General features: G+C 35.1%; 25 protein-coding genes. 20 read left to right on the top strand and 5 right to left on the bottom strand.

Going from position 1 to position 25861, the window contains the following annotated elements; genetic code table 11:
* Window positions 1-5: 5 nt before the first annotated feature.
* The 20 genes from BN4220_RS18530 to BN4220_RS18430 all read left to right on the top strand — a co-directional run bounded on the left by BN4220_RS18530 (window position 6) and on the right by BN4220_RS18430 (window position 20169).
* Window positions 6-356: an ethanolamine utilization microcompartment protein EutS gene (locus BN4220_RS18530; RefSeq protein ID WP_148401772.1), complete on the top strand. Its 351-nt coding sequence runs from the start codon at window positions 6-8 to the stop codon at window positions 354-356.
* 12 nt (window positions 357-368) lie between these two features.
* Complete coding sequence (locus BN4220_RS18525) at window positions 369-821, top strand: EutP/PduV family microcompartment system protein (protein WP_066720126.1); 453 nt, start codon at window positions 369-371, stop codon at window positions 819-821.
* Between the two features lie 180 nt (window positions 822-1001).
* A complete protein-coding gene (eutA, locus tag BN4220_RS18520) occupies window positions 1002-2471 on the top strand; it encodes an ethanolamine ammonia-lyase reactivating factor EutA (protein WP_066720123.1) in 1470 nt (489 codons plus the stop codon).
* Window positions 2472-2692: 221 nt separating this feature from the next.
* The gene (locus tag BN4220_RS18515; RefSeq protein ID WP_066720120.1) at window positions 2693-4057 is read left to right on the top strand and encodes an ethanolamine ammonia-lyase subunit EutB; all 1365 of its coding nucleotides are present in this window, start codon (window positions 2693-2695) and stop codon (window positions 4055-4057) included.
* 88 nt (window positions 4058-4145) lie between these two features.
* Window positions 4146-5045: an ethanolamine ammonia-lyase subunit EutC gene (gene eutC / locus BN4220_RS18510; RefSeq protein ID WP_066720117.1), complete on the top strand. Its 900-nt coding sequence runs from the start codon at window positions 4146-4148 to the stop codon at window positions 5043-5045.
* A gap of 41 nt (window positions 5046-5086) precedes the next feature.
* On the top strand, window positions 5087-5743 hold the full coding sequence (eutL, locus tag BN4220_RS18505) for an ethanolamine utilization microcompartment protein EutL (protein WP_066720114.1): 657 nt from the start codon (window positions 5087-5089) through the stop codon (window positions 5741-5743).
* Between the two features lies 1 nt (window position 5744).
* Window positions 5745-6533, top strand: a complete 789-nt coding sequence (locus BN4220_RS20650; RefSeq protein ID WP_082812389.1) for a BMC domain-containing protein — start codon at window positions 5745-5747, stop codon at window positions 6531-6533.
* 14 nt (window positions 6534-6547) lie between these two features.
* Window positions 6548-8023: an acetaldehyde dehydrogenase (acetylating) gene (locus BN4220_RS18495; protein ID WP_066720112.1), complete on the top strand. Its 1476-nt coding sequence runs from the start codon at window positions 6548-6550 to the stop codon at window positions 8021-8023.
* Between the two features lie 67 nt (window positions 8024-8090).
* A complete protein-coding gene (gene eutM, locus BN4220_RS18490; RefSeq protein ID WP_066720109.1) occupies window positions 8091-8381 on the top strand; it encodes an ethanolamine utilization microcompartment protein EutM in 291 nt (96 codons plus the stop codon).
* A gap of 198 nt (window positions 8382-8579) precedes the next feature.
* The gene (locus BN4220_RS18485) at window positions 8580-9371 is read left to right on the top strand and encodes a cobalamin adenosyltransferase (protein WP_066720107.1); all 792 of its coding nucleotides are present in this window, start codon (window positions 8580-8582) and stop codon (window positions 9369-9371) included.
* 18 nt (window positions 9372-9389) lie between these two features.
* Complete coding sequence (eutD, locus tag BN4220_RS18480) at window positions 9390-10040, top strand: ethanolamine utilization phosphate acetyltransferase EutD (RefSeq protein WP_066720105.1); 651 nt, start codon at window positions 9390-9392, stop codon at window positions 10038-10040.
* A 43-nt stretch (window positions 10041-10083) separates the two neighbouring features.
* Window positions 10084-10791 carry a hypothetical protein gene (locus BN4220_RS18475; RefSeq protein ID WP_066720102.1) on the top strand — a complete coding sequence of 236 codons (708 nt, stop codon included), beginning with the start codon at window positions 10084-10086 and terminating at the stop codon, window positions 10789-10791.
* 15 nt (window positions 10792-10806) lie between these two features.
* Window positions 10807-11082: a EutN/CcmL family microcompartment protein gene (locus tag BN4220_RS18470; protein WP_066720099.1), complete on the top strand. Its 276-nt coding sequence runs from the start codon at window positions 10807-10809 to the stop codon at window positions 11080-11082.
* On the top strand, window positions 11075-11629 hold the full coding sequence (locus BN4220_RS18465; protein ID WP_066720096.1) for a BMC domain-containing protein: 555 nt from the start codon (window positions 11075-11077) through the stop codon (window positions 11627-11629). Before BN4220_RS18470 ends, BN4220_RS18465 begins: the two co-directional genes overlap by 8 nt.
* An 11-nt stretch (window positions 11630-11640) precedes the next feature.
* A complete protein-coding gene (gene eutH, locus BN4220_RS18460) occupies window positions 11641-12732 on the top strand; it encodes an ethanolamine utilization protein EutH (RefSeq protein WP_066720092.1) in 1092 nt (363 codons plus the stop codon).
* A 147-nt stretch (window positions 12733-12879) separates the two neighbouring features.
* Window positions 12880-13341 carry a cupin domain-containing protein gene (locus BN4220_RS18455; protein ID WP_066720090.1) on the top strand — a complete coding sequence of 154 codons (462 nt, stop codon included), beginning with the start codon at window positions 12880-12882 and terminating at the stop codon, window positions 13339-13341.
* A 720-nt stretch (window positions 13342-14061) separates the two neighbouring features.
* Complete coding sequence (locus tag BN4220_RS18445; RefSeq protein WP_066721154.1) at window positions 14062-16716, top strand: translation factor GTPase family protein; 2655 nt, start codon at window positions 14062-14064, stop codon at window positions 16714-16716.
* Window positions 16717-16941: 225 nt separating this feature from the next.
* Window positions 16942-18270: an IS1380 family transposase gene (locus tag BN4220_RS18440; RefSeq protein WP_066712939.1), complete on the top strand. Its 1329-nt coding sequence runs from the start codon at window positions 16942-16944 to the stop codon at window positions 18268-18270.
* A 455-nt stretch (window positions 18271-18725) separates the two neighbouring features.
* The gene (locus BN4220_RS18435) at window positions 18726-19679 is read left to right on the top strand and encodes an amidase domain-containing protein (RefSeq protein ID WP_197467957.1); all 954 of its coding nucleotides are present in this window, start codon (window positions 18726-18728) and stop codon (window positions 19677-19679) included.
* A 52-nt stretch (window positions 19680-19731) separates the two neighbouring features.
* Window positions 19732-20169 (top strand): hypothetical protein, encoded by a 438-nt coding sequence (locus BN4220_RS18430; protein WP_066720084.1) that lies wholly within the window; start codon window positions 19732-19734, stop codon window positions 20167-20169.
* A 269-nt stretch (window positions 20170-20438) separates the two neighbouring features.
* Here the strand turns inward: BN4220_RS18430 and sufU are convergent, their stop codons facing one another.
* From sufU to sufC, 5 genes are all read right to left on the bottom strand, one after another.
* On the bottom strand, window positions 20439-20861 hold the full coding sequence (gene sufU, locus BN4220_RS18425) for a Fe-S cluster assembly sulfur transfer protein SufU (protein WP_066720081.1): 423 nt from the start codon (window positions 20859-20861) through the stop codon (window positions 20439-20441).
* A complete protein-coding gene (locus tag BN4220_RS18420; protein ID WP_066720079.1) occupies window positions 20851-22077 on the bottom strand; it encodes an aminotransferase class V-fold PLP-dependent enzyme in 1227 nt (408 codons plus the stop codon). The genes sufU and BN4220_RS18420 overlap by 11 nt, the downstream gene beginning before the upstream one ends.
* Window positions 22078-22217: 140 nt before the next feature.
* Window positions 22218-23336: a SufB/SufD family protein gene (locus BN4220_RS18415; protein ID WP_066720077.1), complete on the bottom strand. Its 1119-nt coding sequence runs from the start codon at window positions 23334-23336 to the stop codon at window positions 22218-22220.
* A 65-nt stretch (window positions 23337-23401) separates the two neighbouring features.
* Entirely contained in the window at window positions 23402-24808 is a 1407-nt protein-coding gene (sufB, locus tag BN4220_RS18410; protein WP_066720074.1) for a Fe-S cluster assembly protein SufB, read from the bottom strand.
* A 2-nt stretch (window positions 24809-24810) separates the two neighbouring features.
* Entirely contained in the window at window positions 24811-25554 is a 744-nt protein-coding gene (sufC, locus tag BN4220_RS18405; RefSeq protein WP_066720070.1) for a Fe-S cluster assembly ATPase SufC, read from the bottom strand.
* Window positions 25555-25861: the final 307 nt, after the last annotated feature.

The raw sequence follows: 25861 nt of genomic DNA, 5'->3' as shown, positions 1-25861 counted from the left end.
GTATCATACAAATTGATGAAAAACAAAGAATCATACAGGAATTTGTACCTGGAAAGCAAATCACACTTGCTCATATCATAGCAAATCCAACCGAGGAAATTTACCAAAAACTTGGGTTAATCACTGAAAATATTAATGCCATTGGTATCATGACAATTACCCCAAGTGAAGGTGCCATTATTGCAGCAGATGTTGCAACGAAAGCGTCTGATGTTCGACTTGGGTTTATTGACAGATTCAGTGGCGCATTAGTAGTTACTGGAGACGTAAGTTCGGTAGAGGCTGCAATAAAAGACGTTGTATCGGTACTCTCGAATCAGCTTAGATTCACACCTGCTGCGATTACCAGGACGTAATGGGAGGTAGTGATGGGTGCAGGTAAAATTATTTTTATGGGTAGGACTGGTAGTGGAAAGACTACACTCTGCCAAAAGCTAGATGAATTAGAGATAAAATATAAGAAAACACAAGCGGTTGAGTTATATGACCATGCCATTGATACACCAGGCGAATATATGGAGAATCGTAATTTTTATCGAGCACTTATTATGTCTGCAGTGGATGCAAAATTAATTGCAATCCTAGCGGATCCAACAGTAAAAGATAATTATATTCCACCTGCATTTGCTGGGACATTTGCAAAGGAGATTATCGGAATTGTTACGAAGGTAGCTTTGGCAGAATCAGAAGAGGAAATTGCGCGAGTTGAGAGAGAATTACGAGAAGCGGGAGCACAAAAGATATTTCATGTGGATACTATTAGCAACATAGGAATTGACGAATTATTTCATTATATCCACGAGCGAATCGACGAAAAATAATGAATTTTATAGAGACGAAAATAATAGAATCAAAAGAATTAGAAGCGAAAAAACAAGAATAAATGGCTTGACGGAGAACTAAGAACAATGTAACAAAAGACAACCATTCTTTTAGTATCATAAATTCGCTGTTAAGTTAAGAAAAATATAAGAAGTGTTAAAAACACAGATGGGAGGAATATGAGAGAAGAACTGCTTAGTGTAGGTATCGATATTGGAACTAGCACAACACAGCTAGTTTTCTCAAAATTAATCATAGAAAATATCGCCTCCAACTTTTCTGTTCCAAAAGTAGTAATCGTTGATAAAGAAATTATATATCGAAGTGAAATCTATTTTACACCACTTCGTTCTCCAACAGAAATTGATGGAATAAAAGTTCGAGAAATCATCGAGGGAGAGTATAAAAAAGCAGGAATAGATAAATCCAATATTGATACCGGAGCGGTTATCATAACCGGTGAAACTGCAAGAAAAGAAAATGCAAAAGAAGTACTTGATACTTTAAGTGGATTTGCAGGAGATTTTGTAGTTGCAACAGCTGGACCAGATCTTGAGAGCATTATCTCTGGAAAAGGTGCGGGTGCTCATATTTACTCCAAGGAAAGACGCACTGGCGTTGTAAATATTGATATTGGTGGTGGCACAAGTAATCTAGCGGTGTTTAAACATGGCGAGGTAGTAGATACAGGATGTTTGGATGTTGGAGGTCGTTTAATTAAAATTGATCAAACTACCAAACAAATTACCTATCTCTCTGAAAAAATGAAGGAGCTCATTGCACGAAGACATTTATCCATACAAATTGGAACGGTTGCTACGAGAGTAAATTTACAGCCCATATTAGATGCTATGGTTATGGCATTGATGCAAAGTGTGGGGCTTCGTAAGCTAGATGAGGATTTTTCCTTGTTTATCACCCATAAAGAAGGTGAAGATACTGCAAGATTTACTTGCCACGAAACCATAGAAAAAAAGTGTCCTATTAGTTGTATCTCATTTTCAGGAGGGGTTGCAGATTATATATATCGTGAGGAAAGCATTTCAGATGATTTTGCTTATGGGGATATAGGTATTTTATTAGGACAGGCAATCAAAAATTCACCATTATGCAAGGAACTTACGGTATTAAAAAGTGTAGAAACGATTCGTGCGACAGTAGTGGGTGCTGGAACACATACCATGGAGGTTAGTGGCAGTACTATCACTTACACTAAAGATACATTTCCAATCAAGAATTTACCAATTTTAAGACTTACAAAAGAAGAAGAGCAGTCAGCAACATCCATGGAAGAAGCAATTAAAACGAAACTGAATTGGTTTAAATTAGAAGGTGATTTACAGCGTGTAGCAATTGCCTTTGAAGGAGAAAAATCACCGTCATTTACAATGGTTTCTGACTATGCAAAAGGTTTACTTGGTGGGATGAGGGAACTTATTGACCGTGAGTTACCACTAATAATTTTAGTGGAACATGATATGGCAAAGGTTCTAGGACAAACTATGTATCGGCAGTTGGAATATAAAAAGGATGTCATCTGCATTGATAGTGTACATGTTGAAAATGGAGATTATATCGATATTGGTAAACCCGTTGCAGAAGGGAGCGTTTTACCAGTCGTAGTAAAAACTTTGGTTTTTAATAAATAGAATAGTACATTTTGGATACTATAAATGCAAGTACACATACAAAAGTAAAGTTAATATTGTGAACACGTTAAGAACACAATTAAAAACACGTAGATAGGATGAAAAGTAAAAGGATGAAACTTTTACTCTTATGAAAAATCACTTTTTCTCTAAAAAGAACCGCAATGTGGCTTCTTTCTTTAAAATTTGTGCCGCCGTGGGCGGAGGAATGAGAGGTAATTATGATTTTAAAGACACTATTGTTTGGACATACCTATGAGTTTAAATCTCTCATGGATGTTATGGCAAAAGCAAATGAGGAAAAATCGGGAGATACCCTAGCTGGGCTTGCAGCAGAATCGGCGGAAGAACGAGTAGCTGCTAAGGTTGTTCTAGCTAATATAACATTAGAACAGCTAAGAAATAATCCAGCAGTACCTTACGAAATTGACGAAGTAACTAGAATTATTCAAGATGATGTGAATGAGAAAATCTACAATGAGATTAAAAATTGGACCGTCGCAGAATTTCGTGAATGGATTCTCGATGAAAATACAACAGGCGCTGACATCCGTAGAATTAGCAGAGGAATTACCTCTGAAATGGTAGCCGCTGTTGCTAAGTTAATGTCAAATATGGACTTGATCTATGGTGCAAGTAAGATTCGTGTCACTGCTCATTGTAATACTACTATTGGTGAACCTGGTACTTTAAGTTGCCGTCTTCAACCAAACCATCCAACGGATGATCCTGACGGTATTATGGCATCTTTATTAGAAGGCTTAACCTTTGGTGCAGGCGATGCATTACTTGGTCTAAACCCAGTAGATGATTCAACAGAAAGTGTTGTTCGTGTCTTAAAACGTTTTGAAGACATAAAACAAAAATTTAAAATACCAACACAGACCTGTGTTCTTGCCCACGTAACGACTCAGATGGATGCAATTAGAAAAGGCGCTCCTTCTGATTTGATTTTCCAATCCATAGCTGGTTCACAAAAAGGAAATGAGGCCTTTGGTTTTAATGCAGCTATTATTGAAGAAGCAAGGCAACTTGCGTTATCGGAAGGTACTGCCGAGGGACCAAATGTTATGTATTTTGAAACAGGTCAAGGTTCTGAGTTATCTTCAGAAGCACATCATGGTTGTGATCAAGTAACGATGGAAGCACGTTGCTATGGATTTGCAAAACATTATAATCCATTCATTGTTAATACCGTTGTAGGATTTATTGGTCCAGAGTATTTATACGATGGTCGTCAGGTAAATCGTGCAGGGTTAGAAGATCATTTTATGGGTAAATTAACTGGAATCTCCATGGGATGCGATGCATGTTATACCAACCATATGAAAGCGGACCAAAATACAATCGAGGATCTTTCCGTACTCCTTACAACTGCTGGTTGTAATTATTTTATGGGTATTCCACATGGCGATGACGTAATGCTTAATTACCAGACCACTGGTTATCATGAAACAGCAGCACTTCGTGAAATGTTTGGATTAACCGCCATTAAACCATTCCATGAATGGATGCTTAAAATGGGATTTATTGACGAAAAAGGCAAGCTGACAAAATTAGCCGGTGACGCTTCCGTCTTATTCTAGTAAGTAGGAAAGTTGAAAGTATTATATTCTTTCAACTAGAGATTTGTGCTACACACAAAGTCTCAAGATTGTGAAAGGAGCTTGGTATATGGATGAACAAAATTTGAGAAAAATGGTAGAGCAAATGGTAGAGCAGATGGTAGGGCAGGCAGTAAGCAGTAATCATTCAACCAATACTGTCAATAAACCAACAACTACTTCATCAAATGCAAGTACAGTGGTATCTGGAGAATGCTTACCAGATATTACAAAGATTGATTTAAAATCATGGTTTTTACTAGACCATGCTAAGAATAAAGAAGAATACCTTCACATGAAGAGTAAAACACCAGCAAGACTTGGTGTTGGTAGAGCAGGTGCTCGATATAAAACAATGAGTATGTTACGTGTTAGAGCTGACCATGCCGCAGCACAAGATGCTGTTTTCTCGGATGTTTCAGAAGATTTTGTTAAGAAAAACAATTTTGTTTTTGTTAAAACACTTTGTAAAGATAAAGATGAATATTTAACAAGACCAGACCTTGGAAGAAGATTTGGCAAAGAAGAGCTAGAGGTAATTAAAAAGACTTGTGGTCAAAATCCAAAAGTATTAATTATCGTTGGTGATGGTTTATCCTCTTCTGCAATTGAAGCCAATGTAGAAGATATGATACCAGCTTTAAAACAAGGACTTAGCATGTATCAGATTAATGTACCTCCAATTCTTTTTATTAAATATGCCAGAGTTGGTGCAATGGATGATATTGGTCAAGCAACGGATGCAGATGTAATTTGTATGCTTGTTGGTGAACGTCCTGGTCTAGTTACCGCAGAATCAATGTCTGCTTATATTTGCTATAAACCAAAACATGGGGTTCCAGAATCTAAGAGAACTGTTATTTCCAATATTCATCGTGGAGGTACAACTCCGGTAGAAGCAGGAGCACATGCCGCAGAATTAATTAAAAAGATGCTAGATAAAAAGGCATCTGGTATCGAACTGAAATAAAAGTTTGATATAAGAAAAATATTTGATGCAAGGAGGTTTTTATGAAGAATGATAAATTACACCCTAATATTTTAGCAGTTCGAATTATTTCAAATGTTAGTCCAGATTTAGCAGCGAAACTTGAACTAGGTGAACGTCACAAAAGTCTTGGTATCATTACTGCTGACAGTGATGATGTAACCTACACAGGACTGGATGAAGCAACAAAAGCAGCAGATGTTGAAGTAGTTTATGCTAGATCATTTTATGGTGGTGCAGCAAATGCAAATACAAAACTTGCAGGTGAAGTGATTGGTATCTTAGCTGGTCCAAGTCCTGCAGAAGTTCGTAGTGGATTAAATGCTTGTATCACATTTATGGAAAATGATGCGTATTTCATTAGTGCAAATGATGATGATTCCATCGTTTATTATGCTCATACAGTTTCTAGAACAGGTTCCTATTTATCGAAAATAGCAGGAATCAACGAAGGGGAAGCAATTGCTTATGTAATAGCGCCTCCACTAGAAGCAATCTATGCGTTAGACGCAGCCATGAAAGCTGCGGATGTTAAGCTTTGTGAGTTTTATGGTCCACCAAGTGAAACAAACTTTGGCGGTGGTTTACTCACTGGTTCCCAGTCTGCGTGCTATGCTGCCTGCAATGCATTTGCAGAAGCGGTTCGAAGTGTAGCGGATCGACCAAAGGAATATCAATAAAATGCTAGCTTTAGGGTTAATCGAGGTTATTGGATTACCACCTGCGATGGAAGCAGCAGATGCGGCACTAAAGGCAGCCAATGTGAAATTGCTTGCCATTGCGAAAGCAGATGCTGGGATTTTAACCGTTGAGATTACAGGTGATGTCGGTGCAGTAACTGCAGCGGTAGACGCAGGCGCTGCTGCAGCTAGTCGAGTGGGAACACTAAGGGCAAAGCACATTATACCTCGTGTAGATGATAGTCTAGTTGGAAAAGTTATTATGCAGGGTACGAAATTATTTCAGCCGAAAGGTAAAGCTACAGGAAAAACAATCGGTTCTAATAAGGACATAGATTCTGCTAATGCTTATGCTGGAAGTGAATATACAATAGATAAAAACAGTGAAGTTGAGGGTAGCAAAAGGGATGATTCCAAAAGTTATGAAGATCGAACGAACGATGGGGTAATCACTGATCATCAAGAGGATACTGACCAAAGTAAAGTTACAGTAACAGGTAGTAATACAGAAAACACCCAAACAACGGATACTACAAAGGTCATTAACCAAACAGCAAACAACCAGATAAATAACGATCTAACAACGAATACCCAAACAACTAACAATCAATCAGAAGAAGATCAAAAAACTGATACCATAGAATATACAGAAGCTGAACTAAAAAGATTAAATAATGATGCATTAAGAGACATCTTACAAACGAAAGGTGTCAAATTAACCAATAAGCATATGAATGCAAAGAAACAAGATTTAATAGAGCTTATATTAACCATGCAAAATAACCGATAAGAAGGAGAGGTTGGATGGAACTAGTAGATAAAGACCTAAAATCAATACAGGAAGTCCGTTTGCTTTTAAAAACAGCAAAGGAAGCCCAAAAGATACTTTCAACATTTAGTCAAGAAAAAATTGATAGTATCGTAAAAGCAATGGCAGAAGCAGGAATGCGCCATGCAGAAAAACTTGCAAAGATGGCAAATGAAGAAACTGGATTTGGTATCTGGCAGGACAAAGTGATTAAAAATATTTTTGGTTCCATGGGTATTTATGATGAAATAAAGAATCAAAAAACAATTGGTATTTTAAAAGAAGATAAAGAAAATAAAATAATTGAAGTTGGTGTTCCAGTGGGTGTAGTTGCAGGTATTATTCCTTCAACAAACCCTACATCGACAGTTATGTATAAAGCTATCATTTCCATCAAGGCAGGAAACAGCATTGTATTTTCACCACATCCAGGAGCAAAAAGTTGTATCTTAGAGACCGTGAAGATTATAAGTGAAGCAGCAGAAGCCGCTGGTTGTCCAAAGGGAGCTATTTCTACGATTACAATACCAACATTACAAGCAACCAACGAATTAATGAAGAGTGATAACACCAACTTAATTCTTGCAACTGGTGGATATGCGATGGTAAAAGCAGCGTATTCATCAGGAACTCCAGCCATCGGTGTTGGTGCTGGTAATGGTCCAGCCTTTATTGATAAAACAGCAGATGTAAAAATGGCAGTAAAGCGAATTATGGATTCAAAAACTTTTGATAATGGTACGATTTGCGCATCGGAACAGTCTGTCATAGTAGAACGTTGCATGGAACAAGTAGTTGTAGAAGAATTTAAAGCACAGGGAGCTCATTTCTTAAATGGGGATGAGTCAGAAAAACTAGCGAAATTCATACTTCGTGCAAATGGAACAATGAATCCAGCAATCGTTGGTAAGTCAGTTGCTCATATTAGTAAATTAGCTGGATTATCGGTACCATCTAGTGCAAGAGTAATTATTGCTAGAGAAAATAGAGTTGGTGATGATGCACCATATTCAAGAGAAAAATTATGCCCAATCCTTGCTTTTTACGTTGAAAATTCAGTAGATGAAATTATGGATAAGGTAAGAGAAATCTTGTTTCACGAAGGAATGGGACATACGTTTACAATGCATAGTGCAAATGAAGAATTAGTAAAACGTTTCGCACTCCATGTTCCAGCATCTAGAATTCTTATTAACACCCCAGGTTCTTTAGGTGGTGTTGGTGCTACTACAAATCTTTTCCCTGCGCTAACCCTTGGTTGTGGTGCAGTCGGTGGAAGTTCCTCATCAAATAACATTGGCCCTATGGATTTACTTAATGTGAAAAGAGTAGCCTATGGAGTGAAAGAATTAGATGATATAAGAAAAGTTGCACAGAATCAAATTGGAGCAAATGGTAATTGTTGTTCTAGTGGAACAAGCTCAGATTTAGTAGATGAAATTGTAAAAAGAATTATGAAACAACTAATATAAACAAAAAAAAGTAGAATAATAGTTATTGAGCACGTAACTGTTCTATGAGTAATAGGAGGAAATGAATATGTCTAATACAAATGCACTTGGAATGATTGAAACAAAAGGATTAGTTGGTGCTATCGAAGCAGCAGATGCTATGGTAAAGGCAGCCAATGTAGCTTTAATAGGTAAGGAACAAGTTGGTGGCGGTTTGGTAACTGTAATGGTACGCGGTGATGTTGGTGCAGTAAAAGCTGCAACTGATGCAGGTGCAGCAGCAGCGGAGCGTGTCGGTGAATTAATTTCTGTGCATGTTATACCAAGACCACATTCTGAGGTGGATGTTATTTTACCTCATTCACATTCACAAGCATAACTATTATCTTAGAATACAAAAGTTTTAAGTTAAACTTTTTGGTAAAGTGCCGCAAGGATGGGTTGTTGTAAAATAGATTTTATGACACCCTTCCCTTTAACGGTAATAAAACTCCAAATAAAAAGGCGCATAAAGGAGTGGCTGAGGTAAGCATTCGGCTAAGAAACGGCTATAAGCATGCGTTAGAATGGAGGATAAATGGCATTAATCACAGAACAAGATATACGAAAGATGATGAATGATGGGCTCTTAAAAGAAAAAGGTGAATTCCATATGGGAAAAGATACAATCTTAACACCTTCTGCAAGAGCGTATCTGCTAGAAAAGAATATTTCACTAATTGGAAAGAATGCACATGGTCAGGATGCAGTTTCAAAAAATAAGACGACACATGCAAAAGAAGTGGGTGAAGCATTGAAAGATAAAGATTCGAACAATGAAGAGTATAAAACTTTATTTGGAGTAGAACTTGATCATAAACCAGAGCATATGACTCATTTAAGAGGGAATCTCTTAGTTTTTAAAGATCATAAACGAATCATTCTTCGTGGCGCGATTGATACACTAGAGTCAGAGATTATATTAGCTCAAATTGTTTCGGAACGACTAAATAAACCTAAGCTAACAGCAGAATTAGAAGAAGTTATCCGTTTTATTCGTAAATTGTTACGTTGTGAATTGACGGAAGAAGCTGTTGGAGAATTTACGCTAGGTGGTCTAAATGAACACGAGATTCATGAACAATCGTATCACCCAAGTCAATATTTTGGAATAAGACATTTTCTTCCAACCTATAAACATGGTGAGATGACCGCATATTTAAATAAATTAAGAACATTAGCTAGAAAAACAGAAATTATAGCCTTTAAGGCATTTAAGGCGGAAGATGGAACCGTAACAAGAGAAGATATCATTCGAGCATTTAACCGTCTATCTTCTATGTTTTGGGTAATGATGTTTAAATATCTTACAGGAAAATATGATGAATAGCGGTGGGAAAGAGGCAGTATGTTAACACAGTCAAACATTAATATAGATACAATCGTAAATGCTGTTTTAAAAGAACTTAAAGAAAAATTATTTATTACAATGGAAGCTTCCGGTCGTCATATTCACCTTTGTAGAGAAGATATCAATAAACTATTTGGCTATGGATATCAGCTAACACCAGTGAAAGAATTATCCCAGCCAGGACAATATGCCTGCGAAGAACGACTTACCATTACTGGACCAAAAAACTCAATTAAAAATGTTGTTGTTCTAGGGCCAGAACGAGGAAGAACTCAGGTAGAAATCTCATTGACCGACGGTTTAACACTAGGAGTTAAAGCTCCAGTTCGTTTAAGTGGTGATATTGATGGAACACCTGGAATTGTTATTTCAAATCCGAAAACAGGAGCTTCCATTGAAATCAAAGAAGGGCTTATTGTTGCAAAGCGGCATATTCACATTACACCTGAGGATGCAGCAAAATTTAATGTTAGCAATGGTGAAATCGTTAAGGTAAAAGTATTTGGAGAACGTCCTGTAATATTAGAAGATGTGGATGTTCGAGTAAATAAAAATTTTAGTACTGCAATGCATATTGATTATGATGAAGCAAATGCATGCGGATTTAATAAAAATACAAAAGGTTTGATACTGAAAGAAATTGTGTAATGTTTAGCAAATGAATCGCTAATGACTGGAAAGAGATGAGATTATGCATGAACAATTAATCGATGAAATTATGACTGAAGTTCTACGGCGCTTAAAGAATGAAAATCAGCTTTCCTTTGTTAAGAAAAAAAACCTTTTGGTATTATCGGAAAGTTCCTATCCTTTATCAGAAAAGATTGTAAATGAGTACAATGTTACTCAAAAAGATCTTACAAGTATTAAGGATGATGTAGAACTTAAGCCATTATTATCATACTCTGATTTAATTTTAGTAACCTCTCTTGATGTAGAACAGTTAGTGGATATTGCAATTGGTAACGGAGAGGGACAACTTGTAAAAGCAATTCGATATGCCTTACTGCTTGGAAAACCTATTTTTATTTTAGAGGATGGTTTGATATATCGGTTTTATAAAGCAACGGCTAGTAAAACCTTTTATCGTAGATTACTAGAATATGAAGAGTGTATTAAGGGATACGGAATACAATTTACGACGGAGGAGATGTTACTGCTATCAGAGAAAAGGGAAATAAATTCTGATAAGGACACGAAAGTTCTTGATAATGTGAAATCCATGGATATACAATACAAAGATACGGTAACGCTTAATAAGAAATTGATTCTAGAAAAGGATTTAATGGAACTTAATATTAAAATGCATACAGTAATCCACATTGGTAAAAATAGTATTGTAACTCCGAGTGCTCAAGATTATGCCAGAGCTCATCGGATCAGTTTTATAAAAGATTGACGGAGGCGCAAATAATTGGAGCTTGGTAAGGTAATCGGGAGCGTATGGGCTACCAAAAAGGATGAAAAATTAAATGGTCAAAAGCTATTGGTAGTACAACTTATTGATGCTTACGAAAAGCCAAGAAAAGAACTGGTTGTAGCAGTTGATATGGTAGGGGCTGGTTCAGGAGATCAGGTACTTATCGTACGAGGTGGACCTGCACGTTACTCATTATCACAACCAAGTGCACCAGTAGATGCAGCTATCGTTGGAATTGTAGATTCGGTGGTGGTGGAAAGAGATGAATAAAAGTATTGGAGCATTAGAATTTACCAGCATCAGTCGTGGAATGTATGTGGCAGATGCCATTGTTAAAAAAGCAGATGTGGAAATTATTTATTTTAAAACCATCTGTCCTGGAAAGTTTCTTATTATTGTTGCTGGAGATGAGGGAGAAATAGATACCGCTATTGATCATGGCGTAAATCTATCTGGAAAGACATTGTTTGACAGTTTTAAAGTACATGCAGTTTCTCCTTCAATCATTCAAGGAATACGAGCAAAGTATGATACCGTTGAAAGGTTGGATGCTGTTGGGATTGTAGAAACAAGAAAAGTTTGTACAGGAATAAAAGCATTAGATATCGTACTAAAATCCGCAGCGGTAACATTGATACGTGTCTACCTTGCATTTACCATTGGAGGTAAACTTGTATTTGTCGTTACTGGATCTGTTAGCAGTATAGAATATGGGATTTCAGAGGCTAAAAAAGTCTTAAGCGAAGGAGAAATTGAAAACCTAGCAATTATACCTTCTCCCAATAAAGATATTCTAGAGAATCTCTTAAAACGATAAGGAGGTGTTTTATGAGTTTAAATGAAATTATTGTATATATCATGGTTGTATTTGCAGTACTTGGTGCAATTGACCGAATTATAGGTAATAAATTTGGTCTCGGTGAAAAATTTGAAGAAGGTATTCTTGCTATTGGTTCTTTAGCAATTTCCATGGTTGGTATTATTGCTCTTGCGCCTGTTTTAGCAGATATTTTAAAACCTGTAATTGTACCACTCTTTGGTATTCTTGGTGCTGACCCTGCAATGTTTGCAGGAACAATACTTGCAAATGATATGGGTGGTGCACCACTTGCACAAGCTCTTGCACAAACAGAAGAGGCAGGTCTTTTTGGAGGTCTTATTGTTGGAGCGATGATGGGGCCTACCATTGTATTTACAATTCCAGTAGGTCTTGGAATTATTCGTGAGGAAGACAGAAAATACTTAGCAACTGGTGTTTTAGCAGGTGTTATCACGGTCCCTATTGGAGCATTTGTAGGTGGTTTGGTAGCAGGTTTTCCGATAATGATGGTACTAAGAAACTTAATACCAATTATTATCATCGCTATTTTAATTGCACTTGGATTAAAGTTTTTCCCAAATGGAATGATCAAGGGATTTACAATCTTTGGTAAAATAGTTGTGGCGGTTATCACAATTGGTTTAGCAGCTGGTATTGTGGAACAATTAACAGGAATTGTATTAATTCCGGGTATGGCTCCACTTCATGAAGGATTTCAAATCGTTGCAGATATAAGTATTGTATTAGCGGGAGCCTTTCCACTTGTTTACGTCATCACGAAGGTGTTTCGCAAACCATTACTTGGTCTTGGAAAAGTACTTGGAATGAATGATGTGGCAGCAGCAGGTATGGTTGCTTCTTTAGCAAACAGTATCCCAATGTTTGATATGATGAAGGATATGGACAATCGAGGTAAGATTTTAAACGTTGCTTTTGCTGTTTCCGCAGCCTTTGTATTTGGTGATCACCTTGGATTTACTGCTGGTTTTAATTCTACAATGATTGTTCCGATGATCATCGGTAAATTAGTTGGTGGTATAACAGCTTTATTTGTAGCAATATTTATTGCAAATAGAACATTAAGTCGAGCAGATGATTAGGATAAGAAATATAGTTGCGAAACTCTTATGCAAAATATGATGTCAGTTAAACATGAGTTAACTTAGGAGTTACTAGTTCTAAAAAAAGAGTTTCGCTGATTCAATACAAAAACTATACTTCAAATTGCGTATGAAAGGAACTATAAAATGGAAGTGAATCGTTCTACAATAGAGTCAATGATTCGTGAAATTCTTATGGAAAAACTAAGTAGCTGCGATAGCACAGATTTTAGTAGAAACAAACTAAAAGAAGGTGTAATCTCAGTCAAAGTTCCAACCATTCGAGTAACGGATAAAGATTTAATGAACACTGGAAAAGCTGGTGACATTGTTTATACAAAAGACTTATTTACGTTAGAAGAAAGCCCAAGACTTGGCTGCGGTATTATGGAAATGAAGGAGACAACCTTTGATTGGACACTTAATTATGATGAAATTGATTATGTAATTGAAGGAACCTTAAGCATTGTGATTAATGGTAAAAGTGTAACAGCCAATGCAGGTGAGTTAATTCTTATTCCAAAAGGTTCGTCAATTAAATTTTCGGTACCTAATTACGCTAGATTTATTTATGTTACTTATCCAGCGGATTGGGCGAATCAAGGGTAGTGTATTAAAGCTTATGTATCGTTTTTACATGGTATACAATTAGAGCCATCGTTTTTCTAAAGCGATGGCTCTAATTGTAGACAAACTTCTTTTTCATTTTTATCAGTTATGTTATGTTAAATAACAGTGTTAATAATATACCAATTTTTAAGGGAAGCCAAAATAGCCTCGCGTTATTCACATTTTATGATTATATTTTTTCTCAATTCAGATATTAAAAGAAATATTGATAAAAGACATAATACTCCCCATATAATCCAAACAAATGAAATTATATTATGTAGTTCTATATAGAATTGATTAAATAATTCATTTTGTTCAATCCATATTTCCATTCTCTTATACCTATACATTAAATTAGATATTTGAAATATGATAATCCCAAATATAGCATTGATAAATACATTAATTATTATAATTATTTTTATTTTACTTCCCATTTAGCATTCTCCTAACTTCGTAATTTATAACAATATCGAACCATTCAAATTTAAAATCCAATTTAACAAATCATAACATAAACTGGTATAAAAATACAGTAAGAATATTTTACTTAGCGATTCATTACAAATTCATAAGTTGTCCATTTATTTTACGAAAAACATTACGATGAAATTGTCAAATTCCAATCTTACTGGTATCATATAAATAGGAGAATCTACATGCAGGATAAACTGGCTGTGGTTTTTAAGAACAGACAAAAAGGAATTGATATAGATGATGAGAAATTTAGTGATTGGTATATTAGCACATGTAGATGCAGGTAAGACGACATTGTCAGAAAGCTTACTGTATTTAAGTGGTAAGATTGGAAAACTGGGAAGGGTAGATAAAAGGGATGCTTATTTAGATACCTATGAGTTAGAAAGAGAAAGAGGAATTACCATATTCTCTAAGCAAGCCATATTTGAATATAACGATACTAGGATTACCTTACTGGATACTCCCGGGCATGTGGATTTTTCTGCGGAAATGGAAAGAACACTGCAGGTACTTGATTACGCTATCTTAGTAATAAGTGGCGCAGATGGAGTGCAAGGACATACAAAAACACTATGGAGATTGCTTCATAAATATAATATACCTGTATTTCTATTTGTAAACAAAATGGATCAGTTTGGGACAGATAAAGAGAAATTAATGAATGAGCTGAAAAAGCAATTAGAGGATGCTTGTATTGACTTTGGACAGGATGCTACTGATGGATTTTATGATGAAATCGCCATGTGTGATGAAGAATTGATGGAAGTCTATCTTGAAAATGGACAAATTGATACGGAACAGATAAAGAATGCCATTAAAGGGCGTAAAGTATTTCCTTGCTATTTTGGTTCAGCTCTAAAATTAGAAGGCGTTGAACAATTCATGCAGGGAATTATTAATTATTCAATTACACCTACTTACCCAGGAGAATTTGGAGCTAAAATCTTTAAGATATCAAGGGATGAACAAGGAAATCGTCTCACGCACATGAAACTTACTGGTGGAAGTATTAAGGTGAGGGATACACTTACGAATGGGAATTGGGAAGAAAAAATAACTCAAATTCGTATCTACTCCGGTCAGAAATTCGAGGCAGTAAATGAGGTGAGCGCAGGATTTGTATGCGCAGTAACAGGACTTAGTAGTGCAAAACCAGGAGAAGGACTAGGAGTTGAGGAAGCTTCAGATACGCCAGTACTAGAACCAGTTTTATCCTATCAAGTAATTCTTCCGGATGGTTGTGACCCTAAAATGATGATTCCAAAACTGCGACAAATCGAAGAAGAGGAGCCAGAACTCCATATCGTATGGAATGAGGAATTACAAGAAATTCAAGCACAGATCATGGGAGAAGTTCAGATTGAGATATTGCAAAATCTGATTCAAACTCGTTTTGGTGTAGAAGTTACGTTTGATGCTGGTAAAATTGTTTATAAAGAAACCATTGGAAATGTAGTAGAAGGTGTAGGACACTTTGAACCACTGCGTCATTATGCAGAAGTACATTTATTATTAGAACCGGGAGAGCCTGGAAGTGGTCTTGAGTTCCGGGTAGATTGTAGTGAAGATGTCTTGGGGAAAAGCTGGCAAAGGCTTATTTTAACCCATCTAGAAGAGAAGGTTCATAAAGGAGTTCTAACCGGTGCACCGATTACAGATATGATTATAACATTGGTTTCAGGTAGAGCACATAATAAGCACACAGAGGGTGGAGACTTTCGAGAAGCAACCTACCGTGCAGTGCGCCAAGGATTGAAAGAAGCGAAGTCCATTTTATTGGAACCATATTATGCTTTTACGCTAGAACTTCCAGAGACTATGGTTGGAAGGGCTATGATTGATGTTGAAAAAATGTGTGGTACCTGTGAAATATCCCAAACCGATGGGAATACCGCAATCCTTGTTGGAAGTGCCCCTGTAATTACCATGAGAAATTATCAAAAAGAAGTTATTGCTTACACCAAAGGACTTGGAAGGCTATTTTGTAGCCTAAAAGGGTATGAGCCATGTCACAATGAAGAGGAAGTTGTAAGTAGTATTGGTTATGATTCTGAACGAGACATTGCAAATCCAACAGGCTCTGTATTTTGTTCCCATGGTGCAGGGTTTTTAGTAAACTGGGATGAAGTGAAGAACTACATGCATGTGGAAGGGTATTTTCAAACGAGAAGTGAAGAGTTTACGGATACAGGTCAGGTACGTAAGACTTATTCTGAAGAAAAATTCATTAGTGTAGATGAAATCGATCAAATCATCAATAGCACCTATTATTCGAATCAAGGGAAAAAGTCCGTATGGAAAAGAAGTAAATCAGCTCGTGAAAGCTACTATGAGACAACAACCTATGTAAGTAGTCCAAGGGAAAAGAAAGAAGAATATCTTTTAGTGGATGGTTATAATATTATCTTTGCATGGCCTGAACTAAAAGAGCTTGCCGATGAGAACATGGATGGTGCAAAATACAAATTGCTTGATATTCTTAGCAATTATAAAGGGATTAAAAATACGAAAGTTATCGTAGTGTTTGATGCTTATCGTGTGGTTGGGCATCCAGAAGAAATAATGGAGTATCATAACATTCATGTGGTGTATACAAGAGAAGCGCAAACCGCCGATCAGTACATTGAACGATTTGCCCATGACAATCAGAAAAAATATAATATAACCGTTGTAACTTCCGATGGTCTACAGCAGATAATTATTCGAGGAGCAGGATGTTCGTTGTTGTCTGCTAGAGATTTAAAAGATGAGATTGAAAGAGCCAATGAAATGATTAAGCAGACATATGAAGCAAAACAGGGTAGAGACCGTAATTATTTATTGGATGCGTTACCGCTAGAGACAAAACTGCAGATGGAAAACATTCTAAGTGAACAGGATGAAAATTACTAAGTCTAACTTGTGTATTATAGCTTTAGTAATCAAACCTTTTACCTATATATAATTAATCCTGAATTATTCATGCTGACCTTGTTAGCATGATACAATACCTTTTTAATACTGAGTTTCATACATTTATTACTTTCACCTAAAAAGTGAAATCTAGATATAGAAAAAAGGCCTCTTCTTTGTTAAAATTTAAGTGCGACCCAAAATCAAACAAAGGAGAAACCTTATATGTCTAGTTTACAGGATTTACACTTAGAATGCAATAACCGTATTAAAATAAATTTTAATGGAGGAGAACTTTCCTCCGATTCTGGATTACTTTTACTCTATGAATATATAAATAAACTAAAGATCCCCTCTATCATTGCTGAGAATTTTAGTACTGATACAAAACAGCGTATTCATTCTGATTCATCCATACTCATGCAACGTATCTTTCAAAACATCGCTGGGTACTTTCAAGATGATGATGCGGATGAATTGGCTTTTGATCCTATATTTACTCAAATTCTTTCGAAAGAAAGATTGGCATCTCAACCTACAATAAGCCGTTTTATGAATCGTCTTGATGACATCTGTATTGTGCAGATGGATGTTCTTCATCAACTATTACGTGAGAAGATTTATTCTTATGAACAACCACAACAGATCATTCTTGATGTCGACTCTACTTCATTTACTACGTATGGTTCGCAAGAAGGTAGTAGCTATAATACTCATTATCAAAACGTTGGATATCATCCATTATTAGTATTTGATGGGTTAACTAAGGATTTATTAAAGGCTGAGTTAAGACCAGGAAATACTTACACTTCAAAGGACGCACATAATTTTTTGTATCCTCTCCTATTGGAATATATGGATAATTATCCAGATACTCAACTATTCTTAAGAGGTGATAGTGGTTTCGCAGACGTTATGCTTTATGAAAAGTTAGAGACCAATGGTGTGAGTTTTGCTATTCGTATGAAGGAATCAGCACGCTTACGTAAGATGGTTGAAGGTGATGTTTATGATTTTATGGAATCATTAAACAATAATCTTGTTGATTACGCTTGCACTTATACTGAATTCATGTATGCTGCTGATAGCTGGGCATATCCTCGTAGAATTGTTTGCAAGATTGAAAAACCATATGGAGTAATGGTAGCTAATTATACATTCATCGTTACAAATATGGAGATTCCTGCCCAGGATATTTTACGTTTTTATTGTAATCGAGGGACTATGGAAAACATGATTAAAGAAGCAAAACTAGGCTTTCATATGAATGCTATGCCAAATCATGATTTCATAACTAATCAAAATCGACTCCAAATCAATATGTTAACATATAACATATTCAATTGGTTTCGTCGAATGGTTTTACCAAAGAAGATGAGACATCTTCAAGTTGATACAATTCGTTTAAAACTTATAAAAATAGCAGCAAGGCTAACGAAGAAATCACGCTATCTAATCTTTAAGTTATGCAGTAGTTGCCCTTATAAAAATGAATTTAATGAGGTTTTATCAAAAATACATTCACTAAGACCACTACAAAGGTTATTAGAGTAGATAGTGAGTTGCACATTGGCAGTTAAAAAAAGAGAGTAATAATACCTTAGTTAAATTCCTTTCTTTTTGACTGTTAAAAAAAGTAAAATCATAAAATCAAAGTAAAAAACAACGGGCTGATATAAAGATCAGTAAATTAACTTTGTTATTTACTTACATGAATAATTCAGGTTAATGTAGAATTGTATTGACAAATAATTCAAGTCTGATAAACTTAGCTTATTAATTGTAAAAAAAATACAATTGATAGGCTATTTATTTATATTGATACGAAACTAAAGGAAGGAGGGGAAATGAGATAGTATTATATTGTATTAATAAATAAAGACAATTAATTGTCTAAATTAAATGGAGGATTTATTAAGAAATTAAAGGTTACAATACTAAGTATGCTTATGATAACTTGTCTTTTTGGTATAACTGCGCTTGCTGCAGAAAAAAAAGAGCAGTCACAAATGAATATAGAAGAAAAAGAAGTTTATGATGGTGTTAAAAATTATGTATATGAAGTATACCCTAATCTTAATTTAGAGGAAAAGCTTATATTGATTGATGAACTTTATGAAGAAAAAAGTCCTTCAAGCACTTATAATAAAAGAAATGAAAAATTAGATACTAATGATGAAGTAGATGTAAATGAAGAAGTTGATGAAGCATATGCAAGAATGATGGAAGAAGAGATTTATATAGTAAATCTTATTAATGATTCAGGGCAAGAGGCTAGTATAGTAAGCTGGGAAGAAAATTTAAATTATTTAAAAAGTAATTATGAAAAAATAATGAACATCGATAATGTTAATATAAGAAATGTTGACTCTTATATTGAGGCATATGAATGGGTATTAAAATTAAAAGATATGCCAGAGGAGAAGATTAGCAATAAAAAGACTATTCAACCACGAGCAACATATGATTATGCAAGTGCAGTTAGTTATGCACAAAAATATTACAGCAGTTATAATTCTAATTATCCAGATTGGTCTTATTATGGAGATTGTGCGAATTTTATATCACAGTGTTTATATGCTGGAGGAAAAACTATGAAAGGTACACCAGGAACCCAAACTGCAGCAGAAAACTGGGCAAATTGGTTTTCTAAAGGTACTTCGTTAGACACTAAGAATGTATCATCTACATGGAGAGGGGCTGATGCATTTAGGGGATTTTGGCAGGAAAATGCTACTTCATATAAGAAATTTACTGCTGTGGATAGCACTTCATATTCATATGGATATAGGGGGGATGCAGTTTCATTGTTAAATAGTAATGGAAGAGCTTATCATACTCTTATAATTGTGGAGTATTCATATCCAGACTTCACTATAGGGGCACATACTGGAAATACTATAACTGCTAAATTGAGTTCAAAGGTAGATTCTAATGGTTTCTATATTTATAATATGAGATAATCAACAATTTAATAGGTTAGGTATATTTTAAAGACAAATAATAGGAGATTATATGAAGAGATTCTATTCAATTATTATTTCATGTGTAATTATAATAGCTTTATATGGATGCAATAATAAAAATGATTCAAAATCATTTGATTTACATGACAAAGTTAGTGATGTTTATAAAATAACACAAGCACCTAATACATCACAAGCACCGAATATAACACAAGAGGCAGATAAAGAGTTTCAGTTTTCAAAAGAAGAAATTGAAAATGCAGAAGCTGTTGCTAAAGAATATTATGAAAATACTTCATTTAAAGTTCAATCGATTCACTATGATTTAACAGTTAGTTTATATAATGAATATGTAGATGAATATGATAAACAAAATTTAATAACTTTTTTAGTTGAGATAATTGATTCTGATAATCCACCTAGAAATATTGTATTAGCAAGAAAGGATTTAGAAAGCGTCTGGGAGGTAATAGATGAAGGATATTAAAGTTTCAACATTAAAGTAATTAATTTGCTTAATAAGGATTGTACCATCCAAAATAGATATACGAAAAATGCAAAATGAAAATATTAAAGAGATATAGCAATTTAATATATTAATAAATTAAGGAAAAGGCTATGTACTATTTTTAATCTAGTATATAGCCTTTTTTATTAAGATTTAAATGTAATTATATGAAGGTTCTATTATCTAAATGGACAGTTTAATCTTTCAAAACTCTAATTGAAACCACAATCAGATACAACGTGGAGAATTTATGGCAGCATCTCCTCTAACGTATGCCACCCAAGAACCGCACATTTTACCCTAGCAGGCATATGCGCTATATCTTGCAAGGAAGTTGCATCTTCTAGTAATTCAAGATCATCCTCTTCCGTTAATTCATTTCGAATCATACGTTGGAACAAATCAATGAGCTTTTTCGCTTCATCGACTTTTTTTCCTAATATAACATCGATCATCATATCTGCAGATGCTTGTGAGATAGCACAGCCATAGCCAGTAAACGCAGCATCTACAATGGTATCATCTTTCATTTTTAGTTCCACGGTTATTTCATCACCACAACTTGGATTCACGCCATCCTTTGTATCCGTTGGATTCTCGAGGTGATGTTTATGGTAGCTATTGTTGTTATGTTCGTTAATGATCTGCGTATAGATTTGTCTAAGATCCATTGTGAAGCCACCTCCTTACCTGTTTTAATTTATTGATAAAATAATCTACTTCTTCTTTTGTATTATAAAATGATATACTAGCTCTACAAGTTGCGTGTACACCAAGGTATTGCATCAATGGATGCGCACAGTGATGACCAGCTCGAATTGCAATGCCATCTTCATTTAAAATAGTGGCAACATCGTGTGGATGTACATCTTTTATTTGGAATGATACTACTCCATGATGCTGTTTCGCATCTTTTGGTCCGAAAACAGTTACTTCTGGAATATCCTTTAATCCATCCATAAGATACTTCATTAATTCTTCTTCGGTCTTAATTATTTGTTCAAAGCCGATTTCGGATAAGTAAGAGAGTGCACTTGCTAAGCCAATGGCACCTGCAGCATTTTGTGTACCTGCTTCAAAACGTTCTGGAACGTCTGCAAAAGTTGCGCTTTGCTCTTGAACCGTCTCAATCATTTCACCACCAGTAAGAAATGGCGGCATATCTTTTAAAATCTCGTATTTACCATAGAGAACACCAATTCCCATAGGTCCATAAATTTTATGTCCAGAAAATACAGCAAAGTCCATATCCATTTCTTTTACATCAATCGGAGTATGAGCAATACTTTGTGCACAATCAAGAACAACAATTGCACCTACTTCATGAGCTTTAGCTATGATTTTTTTAGCAGGTGGCATTACACCTAGTACATTTGATACGTGTGTAAATGCAACTATTTTAGTTTTATCTGTAATTTTTTCCTCTATTTCTTCCTCAGAAATAATACCTTCTTTATCCGAATATAGATACTTAAGAGTTGCGCCAGTCATTTTTGCAGCTTGTTGCCAAGGAATTTGATTGCTATGATGTTCTAAGATAGAAATCACAATTTCATCACCAGGCTTTAGCACATTTAGTGCGTAACTATACATAATTAAATTTATTGATTCGGTTGTATTTCTAGTGAATACAATTTCCTTGTCCTTTGCATTGATGAAAGAAGCAACAGTATGTCTAGCATCTTCATAAGCTTTCGTGGCTTCAATTCCAAGGTTATAAAAACCTCGCAAAGGATTAGCGTTTTGTGTTTTATAATAATCTTCCTCAGCTTTTAACACTTGCAAAGGTTTTTGAGTAGTGGCCGCATTATCGAAATAAATAAGTGGCTTACCATTCACCTGATACGAGGTTAAAAGCGGGAAGTCATTTCGGTCAATCGTTTTCATAATAAGCTCCTTTTTAATTACCTTGGTATTCTATGTTCATCAAAGTCCATAGATACCGGAGGCTTATTGAGGGTGTTATAAGATAAAGTAACAATATCAACTTAATAATTTATAACACCCTCATTTCTTTTTGTTTTATATTATAAAATGTAATCCAAATCTTTACTTTGTACCAAGGATGATTTCAACTTCTCAGAAATATAAGATTCTATCTCAGCCTTTAAGCTATCATTTGGTACACGTTCATAAATACTTTGTAATCTTGAACGAATTAAAAGTTGTTTCGCTTCTTCCGCAGTTAAACCACGAGACATAAGGTAAAATAATTGACTATCTTTTAAATTACCAATGTTTGCAGCATGCACACCAGAAACATCCTCTTCTTCGCATAAAATCAATGGTACGGATTGGTTTTTAATGTTCGGGCTTAATAAAAGTGTTTCCTCAAGTTCTTCGCCAGTGGAAGCATTACAACCACGTTTAAAATCTATGGTTGCTCGGAATATTTTTTTGCTTTGATCATCCAAACAGCCCTTAGCAATCATTTTACTCTTACTATGTTTTCCGTAGTGTTTAGCAAGATAATTCATATCAATCGTCTGTTTCTCTGTTCCAAGATAAATCGTCTGATTCTCATAAGAAGCAGCGTCACTCGCTAAGATAACTTCACTACCAACAAAGTTTTTACTTGCGCCCAGTTCAATTTGGGTTACATTAATACTTGCACTATCTTCCACATATCCAAGAATCTGATCAAAATGAAGACTCTCATCATTAAGAAGCTGCACTTGTATTAAATTAATTTTCGAATTCTTTTTTGCATAAAGTTTTGTAATACCACCATGTACAAAAGAGCCTTCTGCTTTTGATTTATAATCAAGTAAGATAGTAATTTCACTACCTTCCTCAGCGATAATTATATTTTCATCCAAGAGATAACGATTTTTATCATCCAAGAGATAGCTAGCTGTAATTGGATTTTGAATCACTTCATTTTGTTTAGCATGAAGATACAACGTAGCATTTTTGGATTGATTCATAAACTCCTGAAGTTCTATTTCATTTTTATTAAAATGTTTCTCACTAATTTCTTTAAATTCCTGCAATTCCTTATCCTCTAAATGTAAGCTTTCTGGAAGCTTGAATAAATTAGAAGGCTGGAATGGTAGGAGAGTATTTGGCACATCAATTTCAAGAGTGCCTTGATTTACTTTTAAATGATTCCAGGTATTTACTGGAAGCTGATTTATATAATTCATAGTCTACCTCCATGCTGCCTATCGGCAGCTTATATCGTAGGTTGAAATGTCCTTTTTCAACCTTTCTAGCCGATGGTTCCTTCCATTTCAAGAGAAATAAGATTGTTCATTTCAACGGCATATTCTAATGGGAGTTCTTTCGCAATTGGATTTGCAAATCCATTAACAATTAACGCCCTTGCATCTGATTCTTTTAATCCACGGCTCATAAGATAAAAGATTGCTTGATCACTAATACGTCCAATTTTTGCTTCATGACCGATGTCAACATTATCGGTTTGAACATCAATCACAGGAATTGTATCAGAACGTGATTGATCATCTAACATAAGCGATTCACAAGAAACGGAGGATTTACAACCATTTGCATTAGGAGCTACTCGTACGGAACTACGGAATGTACTTGCACCACCGCTTTTTGAAATAGATTTCGAACTAATATTGGAATAGGTATTCGGTGCCTTGTGAAGTACTTTAACACCAGTGTCTAGGGATTGGCCTTCCCCAGCAAATGTAATACCAGTAAATTCACAACTTGCTTTTTCACCCGCTAAAATACTCATAGGATATAAGCAGGAGACATGGGAACCAAAGGAACCAGAAACCCATTCAATGTGACCACCACGTTTTACATGGGCACGTTTTGTATTTAAGTTATACATATTTTTTGACCAATTCTCAATGGTTGAGTAACGAAGTTTTGCATCTTCTTCAACAAATAATTCAACCGCACCAGCATGTAAATTCGCCACGTTATATTTTGGTGCAGAACACCCTTCAATGAAATGTAAGTCTGCGCCCTTATCAACAATAATTAATGTATGTTCAAACTGACCTGCGCCAGCTGCATTTAAACGGAAATACGATTGTAACGGAATCTCTACCTTAACTCCAGGTGGCACATATACGAAAGATCCACCAGACCATACAGCCCCATGAAGTGCGGCAAATTTATGATCTCTAGGTGTAATAAGTTTCATAAAATGATCTTTAATCATTTCACTATATGGACCATGTAGGGCACTTTCAATATCGGTATAGATAACACCTTGTGCTGCCACTTCTTCACGAACATTATGGTAAACTACTTCTGAGTCATATTGTGCTCCAACACCAGCAAGAGAAGTACGTTCTGCTTGTGGAATACCAAGCCGTTCAAATGTATTTTTAATTCCTTCCGGTACTTCCTCCCAAGAAGAATTCATCTTAGTTTTTGGTTTTACATAAGTTACAATGTCTTCAATATTAAGACCTTCAAGGGAAGGACCCCAGTTTGGAACTGCAATTTTATGATAAAGTTCAAGTGATTTTAAACGATGCTCTAGCATCCATTCAGGATCGTTTTTTTCCTTAGAAATCTGTGTTACGATTTCAGGAGTGAGACCTGCATTTACCATTAAATCTGGAGCTAGGTTTACAATCTCGTCATAGATACCACGGCTCACATCCTCGACATATGTTTTTTGTTTCATGACTACACCTCCTCAAAGGAACGGAAGCCTTCTGTATTAATCTTTTTAATTAACTCAGGGCCGCCTGTAGCAACAAGCTTACCTGCTACTAAGATATGAACATAATCAACAGGTAGTTCTTCTAAAATTTTAGTATTATGTGTAATAATAAGAAGGGAATTATCGTCACTTAAATAATTTTTAACCCCTTTGGAAACAGTTTTTACTGCATCAACATCTAATCCAGAATCTGTTTCATCTAAAATAGCTAGCTTAGGTTTTAACATAAGCATTTGTAAAATCTCTGATTTCTTTTTCTCACCACCAGAAAATCCAACATTTAACTCACGATTTGAATAAGCAGAGTCCATATTAAGAAGTTCCATATTCTCTTGCAATCTCTTTTGAAATGGAAGATAACGCTCAGGCTTTTCATTCACAGCATTTGTACTAGTACGTATAAAGCTTGTTAATTCAACACCTGGAACTTCCTCTGGTGCCTGAAATGATAAAAAGATACCTTTTCTTGCACGTGCATCTGGACTTAAGGAAACGATGTCCTCGTCTTCAAAAAGAACAGATCCTCCAGTTACTTCGTATTGAGGATTACCCATAATTGTATAACCAAGTGTGGATTTTCCAGCACCGTTAGGTCCTAATAAAACATGAACCTCTCCTTTATTAATAGTTAGATTTATATTGTGAAGTATTTCTTTTTCATCTATTGAAACTGTAATACCATTCATATTTAATAAATTGTTAGTCATAGTATTGACCTCCTATATTTGTAAAGTTAATTCCTATAGAACTACTATGAATTGATTATAAGCCCTAATCTAAAAAAAATCAATAGATTTATGATAATAATAATTAATATCAGGATGGAATATTATGGTATGCATTTTAGATTTTCTTTAAGTTTTTATTTCAAAGTATGTACATAAAAATGATGAGTGAAAAGAAGATTTCAGTTTTTATTTCAAAGGTATGTATATAAAAATGATGAGTAAAAGAAGATAAAAAGTATCTAAAATTATTATTTCAACTAAAAATATCAATTGACGGAATGATAAA

Origin of the sequence: Clostridium sp. Marseille-P299 (assembly GCF_900078195.1) — a bacterium.
GTDB lineage: Bacteria > Bacillota > Clostridia > Lachnospirales > Lachnospiraceae > Lachnoclostridium.
Note: the sequence above shows the minus strand (reverse complement) of the source record. Positions and strands in the feature narration are given on the sequence as shown.